Origin of the sequence: Nitrosospira sp. Nsp14 (assembly GCF_900113575.1) — a bacterium.
GTDB lineage: Bacteria > Pseudomonadota > Gammaproteobacteria > Burkholderiales > Nitrosomonadaceae > Nitrosospira.
Genome location: NZ_FOPV01000004.1, coordinates 167,890 through 192,512 on the forward strand (window position 1 = coordinate 167,890; position 24,623 = coordinate 192,512).

Below are 24,623 nucleotides of genomic sequence, written 5' to 3' on the forward strand. Positions count from 1 at the left end.
AGCTTGTTCAAGAGGCGACATCCAATTCTCGCAATACCGCCCCCAGCCGGGCGACATCTTCCATATCATGCGCGGAGGAAAGCGAGATCCGGAGACGGGATGCCCCTTGTGGTACCGTAGGCGGGCGAATAGCCGGGACCAGAATCCCTCTCTCGCGCAGCGATTCGCTGAGCTGCAAGGCTTTATCGTTATCCCCCACGATCAGTGGCTGGATGGGGGTATCGGAGGGCATGAGTTTCCACCGTAACGGCTGCAATGCCTGTTTAAGCGCGACGATGAGTTGAATAAGTTTTTTCCGCCGCCATTCTTCGGATTCCACCAAATCCAGACTTTTCATCAGAGCGTGCGCGAGCAGCGGCGGAGACGCGGTGGTGTAGATGTAGCTGCGCGCATGTTGAATCAGCGTTTCAATAACCTCCGGCTGTGCGGCGACAAAAGCGCCGAACACCCCCGCTGCTTTGCCTAGCGTAGCCATGTAGATGATGCGCGGCGACTTGATGCCAAGATGAGCCAGCGTCCCCCTCCCCTGTGCTCCCAGCACACCAAACCCGTGGGCGTCGTCCAGCATCAGCCAAGCCCCATATTTTTCGCACAATGCCAGCAGGTTCGTCGCGGGCGCGATGTCGCCATCCATACTGAACACTGCATCACTGATGACCAGTTTGCGTTTGGCACGGGAAGCGGCTAGCTGCCGTTCCAAGGTAGTCAGGTCGAGGTGCGGATACCGCTTGAACGTCGCCCGCGAAACCAGCGCCGCATCGTTGAGCGAGGCATGATTAAGCTTGTCGGCAAATATCGCGTCGTGACGCCCTGCGAGGGCCATCACCACTCCCGCATTGGCCATGTATCCCGTGGAGAACAGTAGTGCCCGGGGATAACCGGTAAAGCGTGCCAGCGCTTCCTCCAGCTCATGATGCGCCGTGGAATGCCCACTGATGAGATGCGATGCGCCTGCCCCGACTCCGTATCGCAAGGCGCCCTCGCAAACCGCCGCAATCAAGGCTGGATGGTTCGCAAGGCCGAGATAATCGTTACTGCAAAAGGCGAGGTATTCCTGTCCGGCAAGGGAGACCTGCTTCGCCTGCGAACTGTCCAGCATGAGGCGTTGGCGGTACAGCTTTCCCGCTTCGCGGTCGCGCAGCTGTTCGCGCAAACTACCGAGATCACCGGAATCGCTGGGCATACCGCCGGATAGCTTTGTGGAAATGATATGAGCGGAGGGAAAGTGTCTCGAATGCGGGGCCTAGATCGGATGGAGGCCCAGTTTGTCAAACAGCATTGTGTCCCGTTCCGTTTGGGGGTTACCGGTGGTAAGCAATTTGTCGCCATAAAAAATGGAATTGGCGCCAGCCAGGAAACACAGGGCTTGCACAGCATCCGGCATTTCCTGCCTACCGGCTGAGAGTCTGACCATCGCTTTGGGCATGGTGACGCGCGCGGCCGCGATAGTACGCACGAATTCGAGCGGATCGAGCACTGCGGTACCGTGAAGTGGTGTTCCCTCCACCTGCACTAAATAGTTGATGGGAACGGATTCAGGATAGGGATCGAGATTGGCCAATTGCGCGATGAGGCCGGCGCGCGCATGACGCGATTCCCCCATGCCGACGATTCCGCCGCAGCACACATTGATGCCCGCGTTGCGAACCTTATCCAATGTATCCAGTCTGTCCTGGTACTGGCGGGTAGTGATGATTTCACCATAAAATTCCGGCGCCGTGTCCAGATTGTGGTTGTAATAATCAAGCCCGGCCTGGCGAAGCTGCTCCGCCTGCCCCGGTTTCAACATCCCTAATGTAGCGCAGGTTTCGAGCCCAAGCGCTTTTACCCCTCCCACCATTTCCGTCATTTTTTCGATGTCGCGCTGCTTGGGCCCCCGCCATGCCGCTCCCATGCAAAAGCGCGATGCTCCCCGCGCTTTCGCTTCAGCTGCCGCTGCCAGGACCTCATCGAGCGTTAGCATTTCCTGGTTCTCCACCCCGGTATGATATCGAGCTGCCTGAGGGCAATATCCACAGTCTTCCGAGCAGCCACCGGTCTTCACTGAAATCAGGGTGGATAGCTGTACCCCATTCGGGTCATGATACTGACGATGAACTGATTGCGCGCGATGAATCAAATCGTTGAACGGCAAATCGAGCAACGCTTCGATCCGATGTACGTCCCAACACGGCGATTCCATCGCTGGGCTAAGCTTTTCAACCGCCACGGATGCGCGCTCTTCCGTACCGCCGGGGAGATCCGAGATTAATTGATTCATATTATGTCGTTTGCTTTAGTTACGGAGTGACTGATTCGGCTGCGTTACAATGCGCGAAAAGGGAACATTTCTCTGGCGGCACACGCTAACAGAGCAGCGTGTAATCATCGGGTATTGCGCCACAGTTGTCAATTTTTCAGCAGATGATATTCAACAACCGATTAAATTTTATGCAAGTCTTGTTCGCAAAACGCTGCCTGCTCTGTGGCGGCGCCAGCGATAGCGAGCTTTGTTCGCCGTGTCATGCCAGTCTGCCTCATCTTCCGTCTCGTCATTGTGTGGTGTGCGCGCTACCGCTCACCACAGCTGACGTCTGCGGTGCTTGCCTTGCACACCCGCCTGCGTTTGACCGCAGCATTGCAGCAGCAAGCTATGCGTTTCCCATTGATGCCCTTCTTCGGTCACTCAAGTACCAGGCTAATCTTGCCCTCGCGCCCGTGCTCGCCGACTTGCTGAGCGCCCGGATCGGCGCTGCCGAGTTACCCGACTTCATCCTGCCCATGCCGCTGCACCCCAGCAAATTGCGTGAGCGCGGTTTTAACCAGGCAAGCGAGATCGCCCGCCGCGTTTCAAAAAAAGCCGGGGTGGCCTTGCTGCCTCTCGCCTGCCGGCGGATCAAAGACGCTCCTTCACAGACGGGGTTGCCGTGGAAGGAACGCGAGAAGAATATCCGCGACGCATTCGCATGTGAAGCCGACCTGACGGGCAGACGCATCGCCGTATTGGATGACGTGATGACCACGGGTGCAACTATGAATGAACTGGCCAAGATATTGCGGAAATGCGGAGCAAGCCGCGTCAGCGCATGGGTCGTGGCTAGAACGTTTCCCGATCGCCCTCAAGCCCATTTTTAAAACTCAGGTATGACGTTCGACGTAGTTCTGTATCAGCCTGAAATTCCTCCTAACACCGGCAATATCATACGGCTGTGCGCCAACACGGGGACGAAGCTGCACCTTATAAAACCACTGGGTTTCACGCTGGAGGATAAGCAACTGCTGCGCGCCGGGCTGGATTATCACGAGTTTGCCAGCATAGCCGTCCATGCCAACTGGGGGGAATGCCTCCGCCACTTACACGAACGCCGTTTTTTTGCTGTCTCGACCAAGGGAAAACAGCGCTACGACCAAGGGACGTACGTTAGCGGAGATGTATTTGTGTTTGGGCCCGAGACGCGCGGCTTGCCGCTCGATATATTGGAGAGCTTCCCCACACAGCGACGTCTCCGCGTGCCCATGGTTCCCAATAGCCGAAGCCTCAACCTTTCCAATACCGTTGCCGTGGTGGTATATGAAGCATGGCGGCAGATGAATTTCTCCAACGCAACCTGAAGATAAAGCCGGCTTCAATAAGTTTCGGTTTTGGGTTCGCGGTTGAGCAACGCTTCCACGGCCAGTCTGGCCGGTACGCCATCATGGATGATGCTGCACACAGCGGCGGTGATTGGCATTTCGACTTTCATTCCGCGGCTCAGCCGCAGTACTTCTCCCGCCGTATGGACCCCTTCGGCGGTGTGTCCGAGTTCCTGAAGTATACTTGGCAGCGCCTCCCCTGCCGCCAGCCGAAGCCCAACCCGCCGGTTGCGGGATAGATCGCCCGTACACGTAAGTATCAGGTCGCCGGCGCCGGTCAGCCCCATGAACGTTTCCATATGGCCGCCGAGTTTTATGCCCAACCGGGTGATTTCCGCCAAACCTCGGGTAATGAGCGCTGCTCGTGCGTTGTATCCGAACCCCATACCATCGGAAATGCCGGCAGCAATCGAAATAACATTCTTTACCGCGCCACCAGTTTCCACGCCGACAAGATCGGCGCTGGTATAGACCCTTCGGCGGGAAGTATGAAGTTCGGCCGCAATGCTTCGTGCAAACCGCTCGTCATGCGACGCGAGTGTCAGGGCTGCAGGGAGCCCCTGCGCCACTTCCTGTGCAAAACTGGGACCTGACAATACCCCACAAGGCGCGACCGCCCCAAACTCCTCCTTCGCAACCTGATGCGGCAGCTTTGCGGACTCCGCCTCGAATCCCTTGCATCCCCAGATTACTGGCACAGTTTTTCTGCAGGCAACAATTCCGCGCAATGTTTCACGCAGTCCTGAAACCGGCACAATGACCAAAGCAAGTTCGGCGTTTTCAATGGCGGCGCAGAGAGAGGAAGTCAAGCGCAGGGATTCGGGCAGAGGAAAAGCGGGAAAATAGCGCTTGTTGACCCGATGAGCATCAAGTTCAGCCAGATGGGCGGCATTGCGCGTCCACAGGACGACCTCATGGGAAGAGCTGGAGCTGGAGTGTGAGCTGAGACTGATGGCCAGGCCAGTTCCCCACGCCCCCGCCCCCAGGACTGCTATTCTCATGACCCCCAGACCTGGTTCGTCCTCACGTAACCCGTCTGGCCGTCGCGGTGGCGCACCTTGACCCACCCATTCGCTGCGGGCTCAAGCCATTCCATAATGACGTCTTGCTGCGCTTTAAATACGAGTGCCGAATTCGTGTTCGGGGCTTGATATGCCTCTGCCAGGGGCGCAGTCACGATGACAAAGCGTTTTTCGCTCAAAACCTTTTCTTCCACCCATGCAAGGTTTCCCTTGCTATCGCGGACCTTCACCCAGCCTTCGACCTTGACCACGGCCTCCACCGGAAGGTTGCGGCTCGCCACGTACAACCTGCCTGCCTTTAGAGAAGGCGCGTCATACATGATCACAGCATTTTCGTTGATGGAGAAAAAATCGAAGGCTGCGAGTGCCGACCCAGGAAGCATCAACGCCGCGACCAAAAGAACCACTACGGCGCTGCCTCGCGGCACCAGGGTACCGATGACCCGACGTATAAGCAACCGGTGAAACCCTTCGCCGCGGCAAGGCGTATAACGAGCCAAGGCTGGGTCCCCGTGTGGCGTGCAATGCGGGAAAATCGCGTGCGGTAAACGGCCGATTTTCCGACGGCCTGGATGGGACCGGAGCGCATCCGCGCAAAACTTCCTTATAGACTCCTTCGGCGACGCGATGCGCGGGTGTTTCATTTCAATGCGTTATTTTTTGTGTATCTTCCGTACGTTCCGGTACTTTTGCGTTCTGATCCGCCTGCTGCTTCCCCTGATGGTAGAGTGCTTCAAAATTCACCGGATTCAATATAACCGCATGAAACCCGGCACGGGTAACGACGTCCGACACCGTTTCACGCAGGTAGGGAAAGAGAATCGTGGGCCCGGCAATACCCAGCACCGGGTCCAGGTCGGTCTCTGGCACATGTCGGATCTGAAAAACGCCCGCCTGCTGCACCTCCACCAGAAACATAGTCTTGTCCTTCACCTTCGCCGTGACGGTCGTGGTCAACACGACCTCGTACATGCCTTCGTCGATGCGCTCCCCCTTGGTATGCAGTTGAATGTTCACTTCAGGGGCTTCCCGCTCAAGGAAGATTCTCGGGGCGTTGGGTATCTCCAACGAGAGATCTTTTACATAGATTTTTTCAATGCTGAAAACCGGTTGCTGCTCGTCGCTCATGTTGGGTTCCATAAAGAGTAGTCAAAAATTACGAGGTTAGCGTAAAACTGCACGTAGGGGATAATCCTCCCAAGAGGAAATGTTCAACTGGGGAAATGCAGACCAGCACACAGAGACGTCAACTTGCCAAAGTGCGAGCCCGCGCGCTGGCAACGGGCCGACCCGCAACCGGGGCTGTTGGCCAGGAACCCTTTAACCCAGCGCGTCAGTTCCGGATTCAGGCGGTCAGGAGCTTAGCCAGTCCGTCCTTTCTGTCAAGCTTTGCCAGATCGTCATATCCGCCGACATGCGTGTCGCCGATATAAATCTGCGGAACAGTGCGCCGTCCGGTCTTTGCCATCATTTCAGCGCGCATTGCCGGCTCAAGATCCACCCGGATTTTTTCTATCTCCGTCACTCCCCTCGCCAGCAGCAGACGCTCCGCCATAATGCAATAGGGACAAAAAGCCGTGGAGTACATGACTACCTTCGCCATTAACCGCTTCCCGTTATTTCTTCACTATTGGCAGATTTGCCTGCCGCCATGCGTCGACCCCGCCCGTAAGATCATGCACAAGCGTGAATCCATGGGCGCGCAGGGTCGCGCCGGCTTTGCCGGTAGAATGAACGCCACTACGGTGGATCAACACGATGGGCTTGCTTTTGAATTTCTCCAGCTCCGAAATACGCTGCTCGAGTTTGTCGGCCGGGATGTGCTTTGAATTCGGCACGTGCCCTGCTTCGTATTCGCTTGCCTCGCGCACATCCAGAACCAGTCCCTCCTTGTAGTTGATGAGCTGAACCGCGACCAGCGTGTCAACTTCTTTCCCTGAAGGGCGAAAAATCGACCATAGGAGCAACGCCCCGCTAACAAGCGCTGCCATGACTAACGCAATATTACTCTGAATGAATGACACTCGTATTCCCCGCTTTTATAGACTTGGGATTCTATCAGAGACGCGTACATTGCGTAATTCCCTGTGCAGCAGACAGGAGGGCGCAAGCTCGGAAGTGCGCCAGAACGAGTTTGGGACTCATTCGGTCATCCGATGGTGCGAGAAGGCCCAAAATACAATAAAATTGGAACATTTTTTCGGCCGCTCAAGCGGAATTTTTAATTTTTTAACGGACAACATGAAAAAACTCATTCTCCTGCGTCATGGGGAAAGCACATGGAACAAGGAGAACCGCTTCACTGGCTGGACAGATGTGGATTTATCCGCTACCGGTATGGAAGAGGCCAGACATGCGGGACGGCTGTTGCGGGAAAGCGGATTTGCGTTCGATGTTGCCTACACTTCCGTGTTGAAGCGCGCGATCCGCACACTGTGGATAGTCCTGGATGAGTTGGACCAGATGTGGATTCCGGTTCATCTGTCGTGGCGCTTGAATGAACGGCATTATGGCGCGCTCCAAGGCTTGAACAAGGTAGAGACTGCGCTCAGGTATGGTGAGGAACAGGTTCTGATCTGGCGACGCAGCTATAATACCCGACCACCCGCGCTGACTCGCGAGGATCCGCGCTATCCGGGTTTCGATCCCCGCTATCGCCATTTGTCTATTCAGGATATTCCGCTGACGGAGTGTCTTGAAGACACGGTAAAGAGATTTCTCCCGTGCTGGAACGAAACTATTGCGCCCCAGGTCCAATCAGGGCAGCATGTGCTCATTACTGCTCACGGCAATTCGCTGCGAGCGCTGGTCATGTATCTCGACAACCTGTCCGAGCAAGAGGTCATGGAATTGAATATTCCCACCGGCGTTCCGCTTGTATATGAGCTGGACGACAGCCTTAAACCCATCCGCAGCTATTATCTCGGTGATCAGGCAAGAATCGAGCAGGCCATGCAAGTCGTGGCCAATCAGGGAAAAATTGTCCCCTAGCCGTGAATCCATTCAACCCTTCCAAAAGAGGACGCCCCCGGGGTCATGGGTTGCAACTCCGAAGGCGCTCCGAAAGACGCTTTCGCCGTTTGTGGATGATCTGTTCGGATATGTTTTGAAATCTCGGCCTTGATTGGTATTCATCCGTGGTTCAACATGATTGGCAAGTTTATCCCCGCTTGCGCACTCATCCTCTCGCAGCTGGTCGCTGCTGCGCCCAAGGTCGACAACGAGGACCTCAAGCAGTTGCGTGGTCGAATCGAAACACTGCAAAAAGAACTGGCGGATACGGAAGAATCGAAATCGGAAGTAGCGGATGCGCTGCGGGAATCGGAGCGGGCGATTATTGCCGCCAATCGCAAACTCGCGGCGCTGACACGCGAGTACCATGAAGCCAACAATAAACTCAGTCAGCTACAGGCACAGTCGAGGCAAGTCGCCAGGGATATAGAAGTGCAACAGTTACGGCTCGGCAAACTGCTTCATCGCCAGTATTTAAATGGGGGCGGACAAACGGAATATTTAAGTCTACTGCTTAACCAGCAGGATCCCAATGAGATCGCGCGCAATATGCACTATTACGGCTATCTCTCCCGCGCACGCCTGGAAGACATTAATGCACTGCGCGCGAATGTTCAGCGACTGGATACGCTCGCGCGGCAAAGCCGCGAAAAAAGCATGGAAATCGGCGCGATCCAGGTAAAGCAGGCGGAACACAAAAAATATCTGGAACAAGAAAAGACCGGGCATGCAAAATTGCTTGAACGCATCTCGTCCCAAGCGGACCATCAGCGGCGCGAAATCAGCAAACTTAAGCGTGACGAAGAACGCCTGGCCCGGCTTGTAGAAAAAATCGCGAAGATGCTCGCGCAAAAAAAGCGGAATACCGCCCGTAGCACTCCACGCGCCGCCACCCCTGGACCCCTCAGCAACGAACGGCTCCCGGATGCATCTGTCGATGGAAACCCTTTCTCGTCACTGAAAGGCCGTCTGAGTTTGCCTGTGCGTGGGGAACTTGCGAATCGGTTTGGTGGTCCACGTGCGGATGGAGGAGTAACGTGGAAAGGACTGTTCATTCGGTCCTCTACCGGTGGGGATGTGAAAGCAGTTGCGGGCGGACGCGTAGTCTTCGCCGACTGGCTGCGAGGATTTGGCAACCTGATGATTGTGGATCACGGTAATAGCTACATGAGCCTCTATGGCAACAACGAAACCAACCACAAGCAAGTCGGCGACACCGTTCGCGGGGGTGATACCATCGCCTCGGTAGGAAACAGCGGGAGCAACCCGGAGTCGGGTTTATATTTTGAGTTACGCCATCAAGGCAAACCGTTTGACCCCTTGAACTGGGTCAGAATAAAATGAGCGATGCAACAAATAGTGGAGAACGTTTAATGGGTGACAAAATGCGGCAAGTCGGCCTGGTCGTTTTCGGCGTCATCGCCGGGGTGATGTTGAGCCTTAATTTTTCAGCTGTCGCAAACAAGGAAGAAACGCAGGAAATCATGCACCCGCTTCCGGTAGAGGAGTTGCGTGCATTCACGGAAGTATTCGGGCGCATCAAAACCGATTACGTCGAGCCGGTGCAGGATAAGAAGCTGATCACCGAGGCGATCAATGGAATGTTGACCGGACTGGATCCACACTCGGCCTATCTGGACGCAGATGCGTTCAAGGAACTGCAGATCGGCACGCAGGGCGAGTTCGGCGGGCTCGGGATCGAAGTCAGCATGGAAGACGGTTTCGTCAAGGTCATTTCGCCAATCGAGGATACCCCCGCGTTTCGGGCGGGTATCAAGACCGGTGACCTGATAATCAAGCTGGACGATACTGCGGTCAAAGGCCTCTCTCTTACCGATGCCATCAAGCGCATGCGCGGCAAGCCAAATACGCCTATTACCCTTACCGTATTGCGCAAGGGTGAAACCAAGCCGCTGGTGTTCACGCTTGTGCGGGCAGTGATCAAAATCCAGAGTGTAAAATCAAAGTTGCTTGAGCCGGGTTACGGCTACGTCCGTATCACCCAGTTTCAGGAGCAAACCGGCGAAAACCTGACCAAGGCGATCGATAAGCTATTCAAGGAAAGTACAGTGCCGATGAAGGGGCTGGTGTTGGACCTGCGCAACGATCCCGGCGGATTGCTGAACGGCGCCGTGGCGGTCTCGGCCGCATTTCTACCCGCGAATTCGTTGGTCGTGTATACCGATGGCCGTACGGATGACGCCAAGATGAAACTCAAGGCAAGTCCCGAATTCTACTTGCGCGACACCAAAAACGACTACCTGAAGCGGCTGCCGCCGGAAATAAAGACCGTTCCGATGGTAACGCTGGTCAATGGAGGCTCGGCCTCGGCTTCAGAGATTGTCGCCGGCGCCCTGCAGGATCACAAGCGTTCGATTGTGATGGGCACGCAAACCTTTGGAAAAGGCTCGGTGCAAACAATTCTTCCGTTGGGTAACAACACTGCCATCAAGCTCACCACTGCGCGTTATTACACACCTAATGGTCAATCCATCCAGGCCAAGGGGATTACGCCGGACATCCTGGACGAAGCGGCGAAAGATGATACCGAGCGCTTGCGCGAGGCCGATCTGACTCGCCATCTTCCCAATGGCAAAGTTGAGGAAGCTAAGCCGGAGGCTGCCGCTGCGACGAAGGAAGTACCAGCAGAAGTACCAGCACCGGTCAAGGCCCCAAAACCCACGAACGGTGACGACAAGAACACGAAACGCGAGCCCCCGGCCGAGTTTGGTTCCCCGGAAGACTTGCTGCTGACCCAAGCGATGAATTATTTCAAGGAAGGCGGCGTCAAGAAGAGCGCGGCAAAAGTAACGAACTGAATTCCCCCATTCGTTGCCTCTGCCGCGCCTCCTGCCCATTGATCGGCCGACCAGGAATCGTTCCGGCTTTTATGGTGGCGCAGGCTGCGAATAATGAATGACGATCAGCTACTGCGCTATAGCCGCCACATCCTGTTGCCCGAAATCGGCATACAGGGGCAGGAAGCGCTTCTAAAATCACACGTGCTTGTGGTTGGCGCCGGGGGGCTGGGTTCTCCCGCCGCCATATACCTCGCTGCAAGCGGCGTCGGCAAACTGACGATTTGTGACGACGATACCGTTGACCTGACCAATCTTCAGCGCCAGATCGCTCACAGCACCGATCGGATCGGCACGCCCAAAACCTTTTCCGCAAAAAAAACGCTTGCGGGAATCAACCCGGAAGTCAACGTTATCGCGCTGCACCAGCGCATGGACGAGACAACGCTTCTGCAACTCGTCGCCGATATTGATGTGGTGGTGGATGCAAGTGACAATTTTTTGACCCGCTACGCCATCAATCGGGTCTGTACGCTATCAAAAAAGCCGCTTGTATCCGGCGCCGCGATCCGTTTTGAAGGGCAGGTTGCCGTGTTCGATCTGCGCCACACCCACAGCCCCTGCTATCAGTGCCTGTTCCCCGCGGATGGCGAGGATCAGGATATGCGTTGTGCAGTGATGGGGGTGTTTGCGCCGCTTACAGGTGTTATCGGTAGTGTACAGGCAGTCGAAACACTGAAAATCCTGCTCGACATCGGGCAAACACTGAACGGTCGGCTGCTGTTACTCGACGGTTTGTCGATGGAATGGCGCTCAATAAAATTAGATAAGGACCCATGCTGCAGGGTCTGCGGCGCGGAGGATCCAAGAGAAACGTGCGAAAACAGCCGCGCGATGCCGTAAGGAAGCAAGTATTATTTCGCAGCTCGTGTAAGGAATGTACGTTTCGCAAGGGTGAGCATTGATTCGCTGCAGCGAGTAAGGCGTTCCACTACCGTTTCTTCTATGGTGGCAGCGTGACGATACTTAGAACAGCCATATGGGCGAAGTCATTTCCGGGCCACAGTACTTGAGAACAGCGCTCTGCGCTGCGCTTCCCAATGCTCCATCGGGTCGCGTTTGTAGCCACTTTTGGCAAACTGGTGCCAGCGTCCGGTCGCATAACACATCAGCAGGTTCGCCTCAGCGACCACGTCCACATTCGCCGTAATTTCTCCCTCGCTCACTCCAAACCGCAATGCCTGTTTCAAAGTCGCCTCGAGCCGGTCGTGCAACTGATTAATACGAATTTGCAGGCGCTCGTTCTCGTTGATGAGCGCGTCGCCTATCAGGACACGCGTCATCCCCGGATTCTTGCGCGCGAAACCAAGCAACAACGCCATTATCGCTTCAATTTGCCGAATTGCGCTTTTCTCTTCGTCAGTTACTTTATTGATAAGGCTGAAGAGTGTGGCTTCAATGAACTCAATCAGGCCCTCGAACATTTGGGCCTTGCTGGCAAAGTGCCGGTAAAGCGCTGCCTCGGACACCTCAAGTTTGGCTGCCAGTGCTGCCGTCGTAATTTTTACCGCCCGGGGCTCTTCCAGCATTTGGGCAAGAACCTGCAGGATTCGATCTTTTCTCTCACCGGGTTTGGCAGACATGTAAGCTCGCTACAGTATGCTATAGCTTTAATTTAAATTGAGATCATCGCCCAAGCTCCGGCGGCTGTCGACCGGTAGCAAGGGCGCTCGCAGTATAAGGCACGACATGGGGGACACGGAAGGGAGAACGCGCCGCGCGGGCGGGGTGTGAGGGGGATTACGACGTGTCTTGACTGAACGCTGTTAACGGGACGAAAGCTTACAAACTAGTCTGCCCTTATCAGGGTGCCAACGCCCTCGTCCGTCAACACTTCAAGCAGCAGCCCGTGTTCCACCCGCCCGTCGATAATATGACAAGATTTAACCCCGCGTTTCACCGCCTCTAGCGCCGATCCAATCTTGGGTATCATGCCGCCTGAGATGGTCCCTTCGTCGATTAACTCGTCCACCTTTGCCGCTGTCAACCCGGTCAATAAATTTCCATCTTTGTCCAGCACGCCCGGCGTATTGGTGAGGAGTACCAGTTTCTCCGCGTTAATCACCCGCGCAAGCTCTCCCGCCACCAGATCGGCATTAATGTTGTATGATTCGCCATTTTTCCCTACGCCAATAGGCGCGATAACCGGAATGAAATCCCGTGTTTCCAGTAGTTCAATCAGGGCGGGATCTATGCTTTCTATCTCCCCCACCTGCCCGATATCGAGCAACTGATCCACGCGCTCCCGATCCTGTATAAGCATTTTTCTTGCACGGATGAAACCGCCATCTTTGCCAGTCAGGCCAACCGCAAGGCCGCCGTGATGATTGATGAGATTGACGATTTCCTTATTGACCAGTCCCCCTAGCACCATTTCCACCACGTCCATTGTTTCGGCGTCGGTAACCCGCATTCCCTGGATGAATTCACCCTGCTTGCCCACCCGCTTCAGCATATCGTTAATCTGGGGCCCGCCGCCGTGAACGATTACCGGGTTCATCCCCACCAGCTTCAGCAAAACCACATCGCGCGCGAAACCCTGCTTGAGGTTTTCCTCAATCATGGCGTTTCCGCCATATTTAATGACAATCGTCTTGCCGTGAAAGCGCCGGATATACGGCAGCGCTTCGGCCAGGATTTTAGCTTTATCGCTTGCAGAAGATGGAGATAGGGGCACGATATCCGATAATTAATTTATATTTTGGCAAACGAAGGCATGGCGACCGTTGATCCGTACCTAATGAGGCCAGTAGGTTCGGCTGATTGTTCTTAATCCTGCGCATCGTTCGATTAATGGGGCTGTGGAACGACTGCTTTAGGGACGCTATCGTCAGCCACATCAGGAAGTGGATCGAAATAGCGATACAACATCGGCACCACTACTTTCGTCATTACCGTCGCAGTTATTAGCCCGCATATCACCACAATCGCTAATGGTTTCTGCACCTCGGAACCAAGACCGGTGGCAATCAGGAATGGCGCCAGACCCAGAATGGTAGCCGCGGCGGTTATTAGTACTGGACGGAAACGTGCCTCGCAACTCGTTTTCACTGCTTCGGCCACGCTAAGCCCCTGCTCACGCAACTCCTTGATGAAGGAGATCAAGACCACTCCATTCAAGATGGCGACACCCCAAACAGCGATAAATCCCACAGAAGCGGGTACCGACAGATATTCGCCAGTAATGAATAGCCCAATCACGCCACCCACGGAAGCGAATGGTAAAGCCGTAAAAATAAGTAAGGCAAGCTTTACCGAATTAAACAACATGAACAACAGGAAAAAGATCGCGGCAAAAGTGATTGGCACAATAATGCCAAGCGTTGCCATGGCACGCTCCATATTCTGGAATTGGCCACCCCATTCGAAGTAATAACCCGGCGGTAGTTTAATCTCCTTCGCAGTTCGTTCCTGCAGTTCGGCCACGAACCCTCCAAGATCGCGTCCATACACATTGGCCCCGACTACTACGCGGCGTTTCGCATATTCACGTGAAATGATCGCCGGACCATCGATGACCTTGATATCCGCCACCGCGCTTAGCGGCACAAGTTGGCCGCCGCGCGCCAGCAAGCTTCCCGCCGGGGCATTGCCAGGAGGGCGGAGCAGCAGCTCTCGTATAGCCTCGACATCGTGACGGAATTTCTCAGGGAAGCGCAGCAGGAGCGTAAAGCGGCGCTCGCCCTCAAAAACCTGGCTCACCGCCTTTCCCCCAATGGCGGTTGCAACCAACTCGTTCACATCGGCAACATTGATGCCGTGCCGGGCGATGGCGCGGCGGTCGATATCGATGGTCAATTCCTGCTGGCCGGACAGGCGTTCGATGCGAAGGTCGCGCGCACCCCGCGTAGATTTGACGATGCGCGCGACCTGTTCCGACAACTTGCGCAACTCTTCCAGGTCATCGCCAAAAATCTTGACCGCGACCTGCGAGCGTACTCCTGTCACCATCTCGTCCACGCGTTGCGCGATCGGCTGCGACAGGGCGATGTTCACGCCGGGCAGCACCTCCAGCGCCTTGCGGATATCCTCCTCGATCTCCTGCTGGGATCGTCCCGATCCCTCCAGGTCGAGCGACGCAATCGGGTCGGACTCATTCTGCGACGCGGGGTCGGCGGGCGACTCGCCGCGGCCGAGCTTCGATACCACACTCTGCACCCCCGGTATCGCCGCGATCAGTTTCATCGCTTCTGTTTCCAGGTCGACCGCTTCTTCGAGGGAGATCGATGGCACGCGGATAATGACAGGCGTCACCGCCCCCTCCCTCATGATGGGAATGAAGGATTTCCCAAGCAATGGAAATAATCCAACCGCGAGCACAAGGGAACCTATCGACACCAGCGCGGTACCCTTGGGATTTCTCAGCGCTAAATAGAGCAAGCGCAGATAAAGGGATTTGAGAATGGCGACGATTTTGGTATCTTTCTCGCTGCCCCCTTCCAGCGCGTAGTCGCATAGCACGGGCGACAATAGCACCGAGACAACTAAAGCCACCAGCAACGCGATGGAGATGGTCACGGCAAGCGGGCTGAACATCTTGCCTTCCATGCCCTGCAGCGACATTAGCGGCAGGAACACCAGCACGATTATGATAATTCCATATATAACAGGTGCACCGACCTCCGCGGCGGCCTTAGCGATCGTCTCGATCTTTGGCTCATCGGGGGGCTTGTGGCTAAGGCGTAAAAAGATGTTTTCCACCACTACCACGGTCGGATCCACCATCAGCCCGATAGCAATTGTCAGTCCCCCTAGCGACATCAGGTTGGCGGGGATACCGTAATAATTCATTATCATGAAGGTGACCAGCGGCGTGATAATGAGCGTTGCGCACACGACCAGGCTCACCCTCATATTGCCCAGGCAGATAACCATTACAAGAATGACGAAGACCAAGGCTTCGATCAATACCTTGTACACAGAGTACAACGCCGCATCCACCATTACAGTCCGATCATAGAAAGGCACGATCTGGAGCCCGCCCGGCAACAGGCCGCGCTCGTTGACCTCGGCAACCTTTTCCTTTACGCGCCCAACTATGTCTTTCGCGTTGCCACCGCGCAGCATCATCACGATGCCGGTAACGGACTCGGTATAGCCACCCGTGATGCTAGCCCCCAGGCGTACTTCCCCGCCGAACCTCACCTCGGCCACATCGCGCACGTAAACAGGCACCCCCTCGCGCTCCTTGAGCACGATGTTGCGGATGTCGTCCAGAGTGCGGATCAAACCGACCCCCCGGATCAGGTATTGCTCGGCATGCAGTGGCAGGATATTGCCGCTGGCGTTGGCATTGTTGTTGGCAAGGGCCTGATCGACAGCCGCGAGAGTGAGATCATAGTGACGCAGGCGGTTGGGATCGACGTACACCTGGTATTCCTTGACGTGCCCCCCGATTGAATTGACTTCCGCGACCCCCCGGATCGAGCGCAGCATCGGCCGCACTACCCAGTCCTGGATCGTGCGCCGTTCCATCAGTTCCTCCACGGTGAGCGCTCGCTTGCCGTCGTCCGGATGCTCGATGGTGTATTGGTATACCTCACCCAAGCCCGTCGATACTGGCCCGAGCACTGGCGTGATGCCCGGCAGCAGCCTGGACGATACCTCGATCAGCCGTTCCATGACGAGCTGGCGCGCAAAGAACACATCGGTCTGGTCGGTGAAAACCAACGTGATCAGGGACAACCCGCTCTTGTTCATGGAGCGCATCTCCACCAGCCCGGGCAGACCGGTCATCGCGATTTCGACCGGCACCGTGATCAGCCGTTCGACCTCCTCCGGGCTGCGGCCGACCGCCACGGTCGCGACCTGCACCTGTATGTTAGTCACATCCGGAAAAGCGTCGACGGAGAGATTCTGTGCGGCATAAATGCCGCCGCCGCAAAGCGCAAGCGAAACCACCACTACTATCAAGCGCTGCCGGAGCATCAAGCGGACAATTGCGGCTAGCATAGATTACTCCAGTTCCGCAAGCTTACGCTCGTTATCCAGGTGAAAGGCCCCATCCACCACAATGCTTTGCTCGGCAGTGAGCCCGCTTATGACAGGCAGCATATCCGCGACTTCGGGGCCCAGTTCGACGGGTACCCGTAAGAAGCGGTTATTTCCTTGGGACAAGAAGACGTAATCCTTGTTGGCCTCGCGCACCACGGCTGTCTCCGGAACAACGAGAGTTTTATGGAGATTATCGGTGATGTGCATATTGGCAAGCATGTCGGGCTTGAGTTTCCGCTGGGGATTTTCCACCATTGTGCGCACCATCACCGTTCGGGTCATCGGATCTACTGTGTCAGCGACGAAGATGATCAGGCCGTCAAAATTGGTGTCACCTAGCGCGGGCACATGGATTTCCACGTGTTGGCCAATCCGGACGTTGCGCGCGATCTGCTCCGGCACATCGCCCACCACCCATACGGATGAGAGGTCCGCCACCCCAAACAACTGGTCCGCTGGTTGGACGACCTGCCCAACGATTACGTTCCGAGCGATGACAATACCGTTCCTCGTTGAATTGATGGTAACGGAGGGCAGGATATGGCCCTGCTTTGCCAGTTCTTTTAATACGGCACTGTCCACACCCAGCAAGCGCAACTGGTCCTTAGAGGCTTCCAGCTCGGCTCGCGCCACCTCCAGCTCGGATTCCCGCCGTTCCACTTCAGCGACCGCGATCACGTCGGCGGCCAGCAGATGGTGGGCGCGCTCGGCCGCTTTTTGCGTCAGCACGGTGCGTGAAAAAGCACGCAAATAGGCAAGCTGCGCCTGCGTCAACTCGGGGCTGGTGAGCCGGGCGAGGGGGGCGCCCGCCTTGACGTTGTCGCCGAGCATGACGTACAAATCTATGATACGCCCTGTCACGTAGGACCCGACCCGGACCAGTCTCTCCTCATCCACTTCGACGCGGCTGGGAACCTGCAATTTATCCGCAAGATCGACCATGGTGGGGTAGCCAATCTTTATGCGCGGCGCGACTTCTGGTCTGACGGTGATGCTGTTGAAATCCTTCTCCTCCGCGTTTTGCTGTTCGGATTGTTTTTCTCCGGAGGCAGGCGACTCGCCTTTACCACATGCGGCAACCAGCAGCGCAGCCAATGCAACAGAACCCAGTATTGATAGCGTACGTTTCATTCGGCGGCTTGCTCCCTCGGATAATGTGCGCGCAGGCGGTCAATTTCGGCAGCGGCCGCCTGTAAGTCGAAACGCGCCTGCAACGATTCCGCAAGTATTCCGCGAAGCACGCGCTGCGTATCGAGCACTTCAATCAGCCCACGCTCGCCAAAGCGGTAGGCAGCCTGGGCAACACGCAATGCGTTCTCGGCTTCCTTGATAATTCCGCCCTCGAACATTTCAACCCTGCGCCTTGCGATCTGCAGGGCCTGCCACGCGCCTTCAAGCAGTTGGCCGATCTCGTAGCGCCGGTATTCCAGTGTTTGCCGCACGCGCGCGGAATCCGCCACCGCCGTATCGATCTCGCCACGGCGGCGATAAAATAGTGGAACAGTGACGTGGAACCCAGCCGTATTGGACGTGTACTGCGCTTCCTGGAAGTTGCTGAGCAAAATCTGCACGGAGGGAAACACGGACGCACGCTCCTGATCAATACGCAGCCGCGCACGGTTCTGCTCCGCCTCTAACCGCACCACTTCCGGATTGACGGTAGGCACTTCCTGACGCAATTCCTCAAGCGGAGGCAAAATGACGGGATCGAACAAAGATGCGTTGATTATAAAATCGGGCTTCAGGGCGCCAGCGGTAAACTGCATCAGCGCGACCCGCGCGCGCAACGCATTCAACTCCGCGGCCTCCTTGCGGCTGGCTGCATTCAACACCTCGGCGTCGGCTCGGATCAGCTCGAAACGCGCGGTTTCACCTACGCCCACGCCCACCTTGATGCGCCTCCTCACTTCCTCCATCAGCTCGAAAATGCTGCCTTCCATGCGTGCTATTTCCTGGCGCAGCACCAGTTCGTAGGCACGGACCCGCAACTGGGCGGCGAGATCTGCCTGTACCTGTTGGAAACTGGCCGCGCTGACCTCGACGCCTGCTTCTGCCGCCCCGATGCGCGCACTACGCAGGAAGGGGTTCTCGATGTGCTGCAGCAGCGTAACGGCGCGATGGTTCGTCGCCGGGTTGGCCTGAGGAACTCTTGCATGCTGAGGCCCACCGGTGACGATGACCTCAGGATTGGGATAGGCCGCAGCCCCGATTATGCCCGCCTCGGCCATGTTTACCTGGGACCGCGCCGCATGCACCAGCCCGTTGGCCTCCAGCCCCAGCTTTTGCAGATCCTGGATGGAAAGGGCCCCTGGCGGGGGGGCCGAAGCGGACGCTGAAGGTATGGTTACCGACGGTATCATGTCAAACGGCATCCGACCAGCCGGTGCCCTCCCAGCCGGCGCCGGTGGTGGAGCCGAGGGGAGGGACAGGGGCTTGACCGGGGGCGTCGTGGCCGGAGGTCCCGGGATAAGTGGGGGAGGCACAACCGGCGGCTCGAGAGGAGGTGGCACAACTGAAGGCGGCGCGGGAGGTTCCGGCGAGCCAGGCGCCGGCCCAAAAGTCGGCGGCGGCGATGTAATGATAGGTACAGTTGCGGGATTTTGAGCTAGGACGGCAGTGGAAGAAAGGACGAGAAACAAGCTCAACAGGAAGCGAAATATGGGCGATATGTGCATCTACTACCCTTGTTGTTTCCGATAGAGATAAATCCGACTTCCGCTGCCGACGACAAATTGCTCAGATAGGCGATACGGGCGTGGGTAACGAAGAACCTGCCGCTTCATCTTTAAAAATATACAAATGTCAATGCGATGTAACCTCAATATTTAAGCAAGTCTAGAGTAAAATTTGCATCAATAAAAGTAGTATATCCCTGATAATATCATCGGGATTAACGAAGTATTGTTACATCTTTTACCGGTACCCATTGTGCTCAATTATAAACAATTACACTATTTCTGGGCGGTAGCGAAGGCTGGAAGCATCGTCCGCGCGAGCGAGCGGCTGAATCTCACGCCACAAACCCTGAGTGGACAAATTTCCTTACTGGAAGATGCGCTAGATGTCGCGCTGTTTTTAAGGGTTGGACGCCGACTCGAATTGACCGAAACCGGCCGGCTTGCACTTACCTATGCCGATGAGGTCTTCCAGATCGGCAGCGAACTGGAAGAAGCCTTGCGCAGCCGTCCCGAGAATGTGTCCATTCAATTTCGTGTAGGGGTGGACGATGCGGTCCCCAAGTCCATCGCCTACCGGCTTTTAAGCCCCGCCACCTCGCTCACCGAGCCGATTCGACTCGTCTGCCGGGAAGACAAGCTTGTGCGTCTGACAGTGGAACTGGCGATCCAGCGTCTGGATATGGTCCTTGCGGACCGACCGATGCCCGCGGGGACGAATGTGAAAGGCTACAGTCATAAACTCGGAGAGTGCGGCATAACCTTTTTTGCCGAACCTAGGCTCGCGGCGCAGCTGAAGCAACCTTGGCCGCAAGTCCTCGACACGGCACCCTTGCTGATTCCCGGCAAGGAGGCTGCGGTGCGAGGACCGTTAATGCGTTGGTTGGATCTCCGGCAGCTTCGGCCCCGGATCGCGGGGGAGTTTGACGATAGCGCTTTGATGCAGGCTTTCGGCCAAGCCGGCATTGGCATTTTCATCGCCCCATCGGTAATAGCCCACGAAGTTCAGCGCGAACACGGCGTGGCCGTTCTCGGGCAGACCGATGAGGTTACCGAGCAATTCTATGCAATCTCCCTGGAGCGGCGGTTGACCCACCCTGCCGTCGTCGCCATCAACGACACCGCTCACAGGGAGCTATTCAGGGAGGCACGCAAGCCCTCGCTGGCTTCTTAGTCCTGCTGATCCTCGGAACCGCCAGGGCTGGCCAAAAAAAGCTCATTTATTCGCCTGACGAAACTCGCAGGGTCCTCAAGCTGGCCACCTTCAGCCAATAATGCCTGGTCGAACAGTATATGGCTCCAGTCATCGAAGCGGGCCTCGTCCGATTTCAGGCGTTGGATCATCGGATGATAAGGATTGATCTCAAGTATCGGTTTTGCATGGCTCACTTTTTGTCCGGCTGATTTCAGCAGGCGCTCCAGATTGCCGCTCATGTCGTGCGTATCCGCAACCAGGCAAGCGGGAGACTCCGTCAGACGCAAGGTGACGCGCACGTCCTTCACGCTTTCGCCAAGCGCATGCTTGATTTTCTCCGTCAGTTCCTTGTATTCATCAGCTTCTTTTTCCTGCTCCTTTTTCTCCGCTTCGTCCTCCAGTTTGCCGAGGTCGAGGCTGCCTTTCGCGACGGATTGCAGGGACTTACCGTCAAACTCGGTCAGGTTCGCAGCCAGCCATTCATCCACCCGGTCGGACAGCAACAGCACCTCGATACCCTTCTTGCGGAAAATCTCCAGGTGCGGGCTGCTCCGAGCAGCCTTCAGGGTGTCCGCGGTCACATAATAAATTTTTTCCTGCCCTTCCTTCATGCGCCCGATGTAATCCGCCAGCGACACAGTTTGCTCATCCGAATCTGAATGGGTGGTGACAAAACGCAGCAACTTGGCAATGCGTTCGCGATTGGCATAATCCTCCGCCACGCCCTCCTTGATAACCTGGCCAAACTCCTTCCAGAACGTTTTGAATTTTGCCTTTTCCTCCTCCTGCTCGCCTTGAGCCAGGTCGTCGAGCAGCCCGAGGACTTTTTTCACTGCGCCGGCGCGTATCGCTTCAATGTCTTTCGACTCCTGCAGTATCTCGCGCGAAACATTCAACGGCAGATCGTTTGAATCGATCACGCCGCGCACGAAGCGCAGGTAGTTTGGCAGCAGCTGCTTCGCGTCATCCATGATGAATACCCGCCGCACATACAATTTTATACCGTGGCGCGATTCGCGGTCGTACAAGTCGAATGGAGCACGCGAAGGAACATAGAGTAGCTGCGTATATTCCTGTTTACCCTCTACCCTGGCGTGAACATAGGCCAGAGGCGGCTCGAAATCGTGCGCGACATGTTTGTAGAACTCCTCATACTGTTCCGGCGTGATTTCGCTTTTGGCCCGTGCCCACAGCGCGCTCGCCTGATTGACGGTCTCGTCCTCGTCGGTAATGACGTTCTCATTCTTTTCCTGGGACCACTCCTCCTTTTTCATCACGATGGGAAGCGTAATATGGTCTGAATATTTTCGGATAATCGAACGCAGGCGCCAGCCGTTCAGAAGCTCGTCCTCCCCTTCGCGCAGGTGGAGGATAACCTGCGTCCCCCGATCTGTCTTCTCCACTGTCTCAAGCGTATAATCGCCTTCACCGCCGGACTCCCAGCGGACGCCATGCTCGTGCGTCAAGCCGGCACGGCGGGTGACAAGCGTCACCTTGTCCGCGACGATGAATGCGGAGTAAAAACCCACTCCGAACTGGCCTATCAGGTGCGCATCCTTGGCCTGATCGCCCGTCAAGGAACCGAAGAACTCTCGTGTACCGGATTTGGCGATGGTGCCGATGTGGTCGATGACCTCTTGCCGCGACATGCCGATTCCGTTGTCGGCAACGGTAATGGTACGGGCAGTGGCGTCATAGCTCACGCGGATCTTAAGGTCGGAGTCGGATTCGTAAAGGGCACCATCGGTTAATCCTTCGAAGCGCAACTTATCGGCCGCATCCGACGCGTTGGAAATCAGTTCGCGTAAAAATATTTCCTTGTTACTATACAAGGAATGGATCATCAGGTTGAGCAACTGCTTGACTTCAGTCTGGAAATTTAGATGTTCCTTGGTAGCTGTGGCTTGCATGGTTTCTCTCCTAAAAAAATGCAAAAGGATGATGAGGGCGGGTTGTAGATTTTCAAGCTACGCGGCCATATTTAAAACGGCGGCTACATTAACAGACATGCTGGAATCTTTTCTGCTGCTATCCGTTTATCCGTTTTTTGTGCTGCCAATATAAACATAACTGGAGCCTAGGCGATGCCCCTTGTGAAAACATTGACCGGTTTCGTAACACTGTTGCTATTCTGTTTCGCCTTGCCAGCCGCCGCGCAATCCAGCGCCAGCGCCCTGCCGCTGGATAAGTTAAAAATGCCACCGGGCTTTTCGATCGATGTTTGGGCCGAGGTGCCGAATGCACGCGGACTGACGCTCGGGAAAAATGGAACCGTATTCGCAGGATCGTCCTCGGAAGGCAACGTGTACGCCGTTACCGATACAGGCGCAGCGCGCGAGGTAAAAATTGTTGCCAGCGGGCTCAACATGCCTATCGGTGTGGCCTTCAAGGACGGCGCGCTGTATGTCTCCGCAGTCAACCGAATCCTCCGCTTTGATAACATCGAGGCAAAACTCGGCCAATCCCTGAAGCCGGCATTGGTTACTGACACGTACCCCAACGAGAAACATCATGGCGGCAAATATATCGCGTTTGGCCCGGATGACCTGTTATACGTGGCGGTGGGGGTGCCCTGCAATATATGCGAGCCTGCGGACGGTTTTGCGCTGATTTCCCGCATCCGGCCGGATGGTACAGGTTACGAAGCGTTCGCCAGGGGCGTGCGAAATTCGGTCGGGTTCGACTGGCACCCGGCAACAAAAGAACTGTGGTTCACGGATAATGGCCGTGACTGGATGGGCGACAATATTCCCCCTGATGAACTCAACCACGCGCCGCGCCAGGATATGCATTTCGGCTACCCCTACTGCCACGCCGACATCCCGGATCCAAAGTATGGCGCGAAGCGGGATTGCGGCAAACTTACGCCGCCGGCTGCCAAATTCGAGCCGCATGTTGCCCCGCTCGGCATGCGTTTCTACACCGGCAACATGTTCCCGACAGAATACCGCAACAATATCTTCGTTGCCGAACACGGTTCGTGGAATCGACGCAACAAGATTGGCTATCGCCTTAGGCTGGTGAAGCTGAAAAACAACAAGGTCGTCAAGCAGGAAGTGTTCGCGGAGGGCTGGCTTCAACAGGAAAGCGCCTGGGGGAGACCCGTCGATATGCTCGTCATGCCTGATGGCGCATTGCTTGTCTCCGATGACTTTGCCGGCGTGATTTATCGCATCAGCTATAAGAAACCTTAGCTACGGCGAAGGGGCATTTCCAAAGCTTCTGCAAGTCGACTGTCACACCCCGGGTGGAGGCCTCGCGCATGCGAGGGGGATGCAATGAAGCAAAGATTGATGTGCCCGTTGGCCATAGCAGTCATCGTCACCTCATGTCTATGTGGTGCCTACATTCCAGCATAATGAATCCATCAAAGGCAGTAAGTATTTAACATCCCCTATCTCAAAGGCTGCTTGAGTCCTGCCTGGAAACTGCTGGGTCCGCTCGTTCGCCTGCTATCTCAAGCTGGTTATTCGTGCATGGTTCATCGGGCTCGCAGATAGTCCGGTCGGCCTATTGCCATATTTTTACTTAAGGCCTATTTTTCTATATCAGAACGACTTTAACACGAATTTAATCAAGAGAGTCCCTATATGAAATTGGCATTTCGCTCGTCAACTGTAGTGCTTCTGGCCTATATGGCATCCGTTTCAGCCCACGCCGCAGAGGATAACGGCATAGTGCTCAAGCCTTCTCGATCGCTTTCTGCTCAGGCCGCACCGGTGCCTCCCGGGGGGGAAGGCTGGCGTGTCTTTGTAAACACTGATGGTCCAGTAACAGCCACCTACCAGGGAAGTGGCGCGGATTTTAATAATGATCTTTATCTCATGCTGGACCGATCGGGAAAACCCGGAAACGATGGTAACTTGGCCAATGATTTGCTCGTTTTCAACAATCATTCCACGCCTCTGGGTGAAGCAAGGAATCTTGGAACATTTTCCGGAGGAACCGAACTAATGTTCCGCTTGCATGTGAATACGACCGGTGATGATTTCTTTACAGGGCCAAGGTCAAGTAATCCGGATGGCGAGTTTCATGCAAGAGCTCAAGACAACTGGCTCCCGGACACGACTTTAGTGAGCTTTGAAGACCGATATAACAGCTTTGACCGGAATTTTAATGACCTGAGCAGTTCATATTCCAACACGGTAGCGGCGATACCAGAGCCGGAAAGCTACGCGATGTTGTTAGTGGGGCTGGGAGTAATAGGAGCAATAGCCCGCCGTGGGCGCAAGAACCCGCCTTCGAGGTGGTGAAA

Annotated in this window: 23 protein-coding genes; 10 read left to right on the plus strand and 13 right to left on the minus strand. The window is 55.8% G+C overall.

The genetic code is table 11. The annotated features are described in order from the left end of the window. Positions 1 to 7 precede the first annotated feature (7 nt). Positions 8 to 1,183, minus strand: a complete 1,176-nt coding sequence (bioF, locus tag BM022_RS04185) for an 8-amino-7-oxononanoate synthase (protein WP_091137127.1) — start codon at positions 1,181 to 1,183, stop codon at positions 8 to 10. A 60-nt stretch (positions 1,184 to 1,243) separates the two neighbouring features. Further along, a complete protein-coding gene (bioB, locus tag BM022_RS04190; protein WP_256208924.1) occupies positions 1,244 to 2,182 on the minus strand; it encodes a biotin synthase BioB in 939 nt (312 codons plus the stop codon). A gap of 248 nt (positions 2,183 to 2,430) precedes the next feature. Between bioB and BM022_RS04195 the strand changes: the two genes are divergently transcribed. Together BM022_RS04195 and trmL are read left to right on the plus strand one after the other, a co-directional pair. Next, positions 2,431 to 3,114, plus strand: a complete 684-nt coding sequence (locus tag BM022_RS04195; RefSeq protein WP_091137219.1) for a ComF family protein — start codon at positions 2,431 to 2,433, stop codon at positions 3,112 to 3,114. Positions 3,115 to 3,123: 9 nt separating this feature from the next. Beyond that, complete coding sequence (gene trmL / locus BM022_RS04200; RefSeq protein ID WP_091137130.1) at positions 3,124 to 3,591, plus strand: tRNA (uridine(34)/cytosine(34)/5-carboxymethylaminomethyluridine(34)-2'-O)-methyltransferase TrmL; 468 nt, start codon at positions 3,124 to 3,126, stop codon at positions 3,589 to 3,591. Positions 3,592 to 3,605: 14 nt separating this feature from the next. Here trmL and BM022_RS04205 read toward each other — a convergent pair whose 3' ends face one another. The 5 genes from BM022_RS04205 to BM022_RS04225 form a co-directional block, all read right to left on the minus strand. Beyond that, positions 3,606 to 4,613 (minus strand): NAD(P)H-dependent glycerol-3-phosphate dehydrogenase, encoded by a 1,008-nt coding sequence (locus tag BM022_RS04205; protein WP_091137132.1) that lies wholly within the window; start codon positions 4,611 to 4,613, stop codon positions 3,606 to 3,608. Then, positions 4,610 to 5,134, minus strand: a complete 525-nt coding sequence (locus tag BM022_RS04210; RefSeq protein ID WP_371264293.1) for an SH3 domain-containing protein — start codon at positions 5,132 to 5,134, stop codon at positions 4,610 to 4,612. The genes BM022_RS04205 and BM022_RS04210 overlap by 4 nt, the downstream gene beginning before the upstream one ends. Before the next feature lie 145 nt (positions 5,135 to 5,279). After that, positions 5,280 to 5,762 (minus strand): protein-export chaperone SecB, encoded by a 483-nt coding sequence (gene secB, locus BM022_RS04215; protein WP_091137133.1) that lies wholly within the window; start codon positions 5,760 to 5,762, stop codon positions 5,280 to 5,282. A 217-nt stretch (positions 5,763 to 5,979) separates the two neighbouring features. After that, positions 5,980 to 6,237 carry a glutaredoxin 3 gene (gene grxC / locus BM022_RS04220; protein ID WP_091137135.1) on the minus strand — a complete coding sequence of 86 codons (258 nt, stop codon included), beginning with the start codon at positions 6,235 to 6,237 and terminating at the stop codon, positions 5,980 to 5,982. Between the two features lie 13 nt (positions 6,238 to 6,250). Further along, positions 6,251 to 6,658 (minus strand): rhodanese-like domain-containing protein, encoded by a 408-nt coding sequence (locus BM022_RS04225; RefSeq protein WP_256208910.1) that lies wholly within the window; start codon positions 6,656 to 6,658, stop codon positions 6,251 to 6,253. Positions 6,659 to 6,875: 217 nt separating this feature from the next. Here BM022_RS04225 and gpmA point away from each other — a divergent pair, with 217 nt between their 5' ends. The 4 genes from gpmA to BM022_RS04245 all read left to right on the plus strand — a co-directional run bounded on the left by gpmA (position 6,876) and on the right by BM022_RS04245 (position 11,347). Next, the gene (gene gpmA, locus BM022_RS04230) at positions 6,876 to 7,625 is read left to right on the plus strand and encodes a 2,3-diphosphoglycerate-dependent phosphoglycerate mutase (protein WP_091137223.1); all 750 of its coding nucleotides are present in this window, start codon (positions 6,876 to 6,878) and stop codon (positions 7,623 to 7,625) included. 156 nt (positions 7,626 to 7,781) lie between these two features. Then, positions 7,782 to 8,990: a murein hydrolase activator EnvC family protein gene (locus tag BM022_RS04235; protein WP_256208911.1), complete on the plus strand. Its 1,209-nt coding sequence runs from the start codon at positions 7,782 to 7,784 to the stop codon at positions 8,988 to 8,990. 29 nt (positions 8,991 to 9,019) lie between these two features. Further along, positions 9,020 to 10,465 carry a S41 family peptidase gene (locus BM022_RS04240; protein WP_091137139.1) on the plus strand — a complete coding sequence of 482 codons (1,446 nt, stop codon included), beginning with the start codon at positions 9,020 to 9,022 and terminating at the stop codon, positions 10,463 to 10,465. A 93-nt stretch (positions 10,466 to 10,558) separates the two neighbouring features. Further along, positions 10,559 to 11,347: a HesA/MoeB/ThiF family protein gene (locus BM022_RS04245; RefSeq protein WP_091137141.1), complete on the plus strand. Its 789-nt coding sequence runs from the start codon at positions 10,559 to 10,561 to the stop codon at positions 11,345 to 11,347. A gap of 146 nt (positions 11,348 to 11,493) precedes the next feature. Here the strand turns inward: BM022_RS04245 and slmA are convergent, their stop codons facing one another. The 5 genes from slmA to BM022_RS04270 all read right to left on the minus strand — a co-directional run bounded on the left by slmA (position 11,494) and on the right by BM022_RS04270 (position 18,870). Further along, entirely contained in the window at positions 11,494 to 12,087 is a 594-nt protein-coding gene (gene slmA, locus BM022_RS04250) for a nucleoid occlusion factor SlmA (RefSeq protein WP_091137143.1), read from the minus strand. Positions 12,088 to 12,293: 206 nt separating this feature from the next. Next, positions 12,294 to 13,181 (minus strand): acetylglutamate kinase, encoded by an 888-nt coding sequence (gene argB / locus BM022_RS04255; RefSeq protein WP_091137144.1) that lies wholly within the window; start codon positions 13,179 to 13,181, stop codon positions 12,294 to 12,296. A 113-nt stretch (positions 13,182 to 13,294) separates the two neighbouring features. Beyond that, positions 13,295 to 16,456: an efflux RND transporter permease subunit gene (locus tag BM022_RS04260; protein ID WP_091137146.1), complete on the minus strand. Its 3,162-nt coding sequence runs from the start codon at positions 16,454 to 16,456 to the stop codon at positions 13,295 to 13,297. Between the two features lie 3 nt (positions 16,457 to 16,459). Next, complete coding sequence (locus tag BM022_RS04265) at positions 16,460 to 17,629, minus strand: efflux RND transporter periplasmic adaptor subunit (protein ID WP_091137148.1); 1,170 nt, start codon at positions 17,627 to 17,629, stop codon at positions 16,460 to 16,462. Beyond that, entirely contained in the window at positions 17,626 to 18,870 is a 1,245-nt protein-coding gene (locus tag BM022_RS04270; RefSeq protein ID WP_256208913.1) for a TolC family protein, read from the minus strand. The genes BM022_RS04265 and BM022_RS04270 overlap by 4 nt, the downstream gene beginning before the upstream one ends. Between BM022_RS04270 and BM022_RS15900 the strand changes: the two genes are divergently transcribed. Next, the gene (locus tag BM022_RS15900; RefSeq protein ID WP_256208914.1) at positions 18,857 to 19,102 is read left to right on the plus strand and encodes a hypothetical protein; all 246 of its coding nucleotides are present in this window, start codon (positions 18,857 to 18,859) and stop codon (positions 19,100 to 19,102) included. The genes BM022_RS04270 and BM022_RS15900 overlap by 14 nt on opposite strands. Positions 19,103 to 19,426: 324 nt before the next feature. After that, a complete protein-coding gene (gene nhaR / locus BM022_RS04275) occupies positions 19,427 to 20,347 on the plus strand; it encodes a transcriptional activator NhaR (RefSeq protein WP_091137151.1) in 921 nt (306 codons plus the stop codon). Here nhaR and htpG read toward each other — a convergent pair. After that, positions 20,344 to 22,278, minus strand: a complete 1,935-nt coding sequence (gene htpG / locus BM022_RS04280; protein ID WP_091137153.1) for a molecular chaperone HtpG — start codon at positions 22,276 to 22,278, stop codon at positions 20,344 to 20,346. The genes nhaR and htpG overlap by 4 nt on opposite strands. A gap of 174 nt (positions 22,279 to 22,452) precedes the next feature. Here htpG and BM022_RS04285 point away from each other — a divergent pair, with 174 nt between their 5' ends. After that, positions 22,453 to 23,562 carry a PQQ-dependent sugar dehydrogenase gene (locus BM022_RS04285; RefSeq protein ID WP_091137155.1) on the plus strand — a complete coding sequence of 370 codons (1,110 nt, stop codon included), beginning with the start codon at positions 22,453 to 22,455 and terminating at the stop codon, positions 23,560 to 23,562. A gap of 396 nt (positions 23,563 to 23,958) precedes the next feature. Then, the gene (locus BM022_RS04290) at positions 23,959 to 24,621 is read left to right on the plus strand and encodes a PEP-CTERM sorting domain-containing protein (protein ID WP_256208915.1); all 663 of its coding nucleotides are present in this window, start codon (positions 23,959 to 23,961) and stop codon (positions 24,619 to 24,621) included. Positions 24,622 to 24,623: the final 2 nt, after the last annotated feature.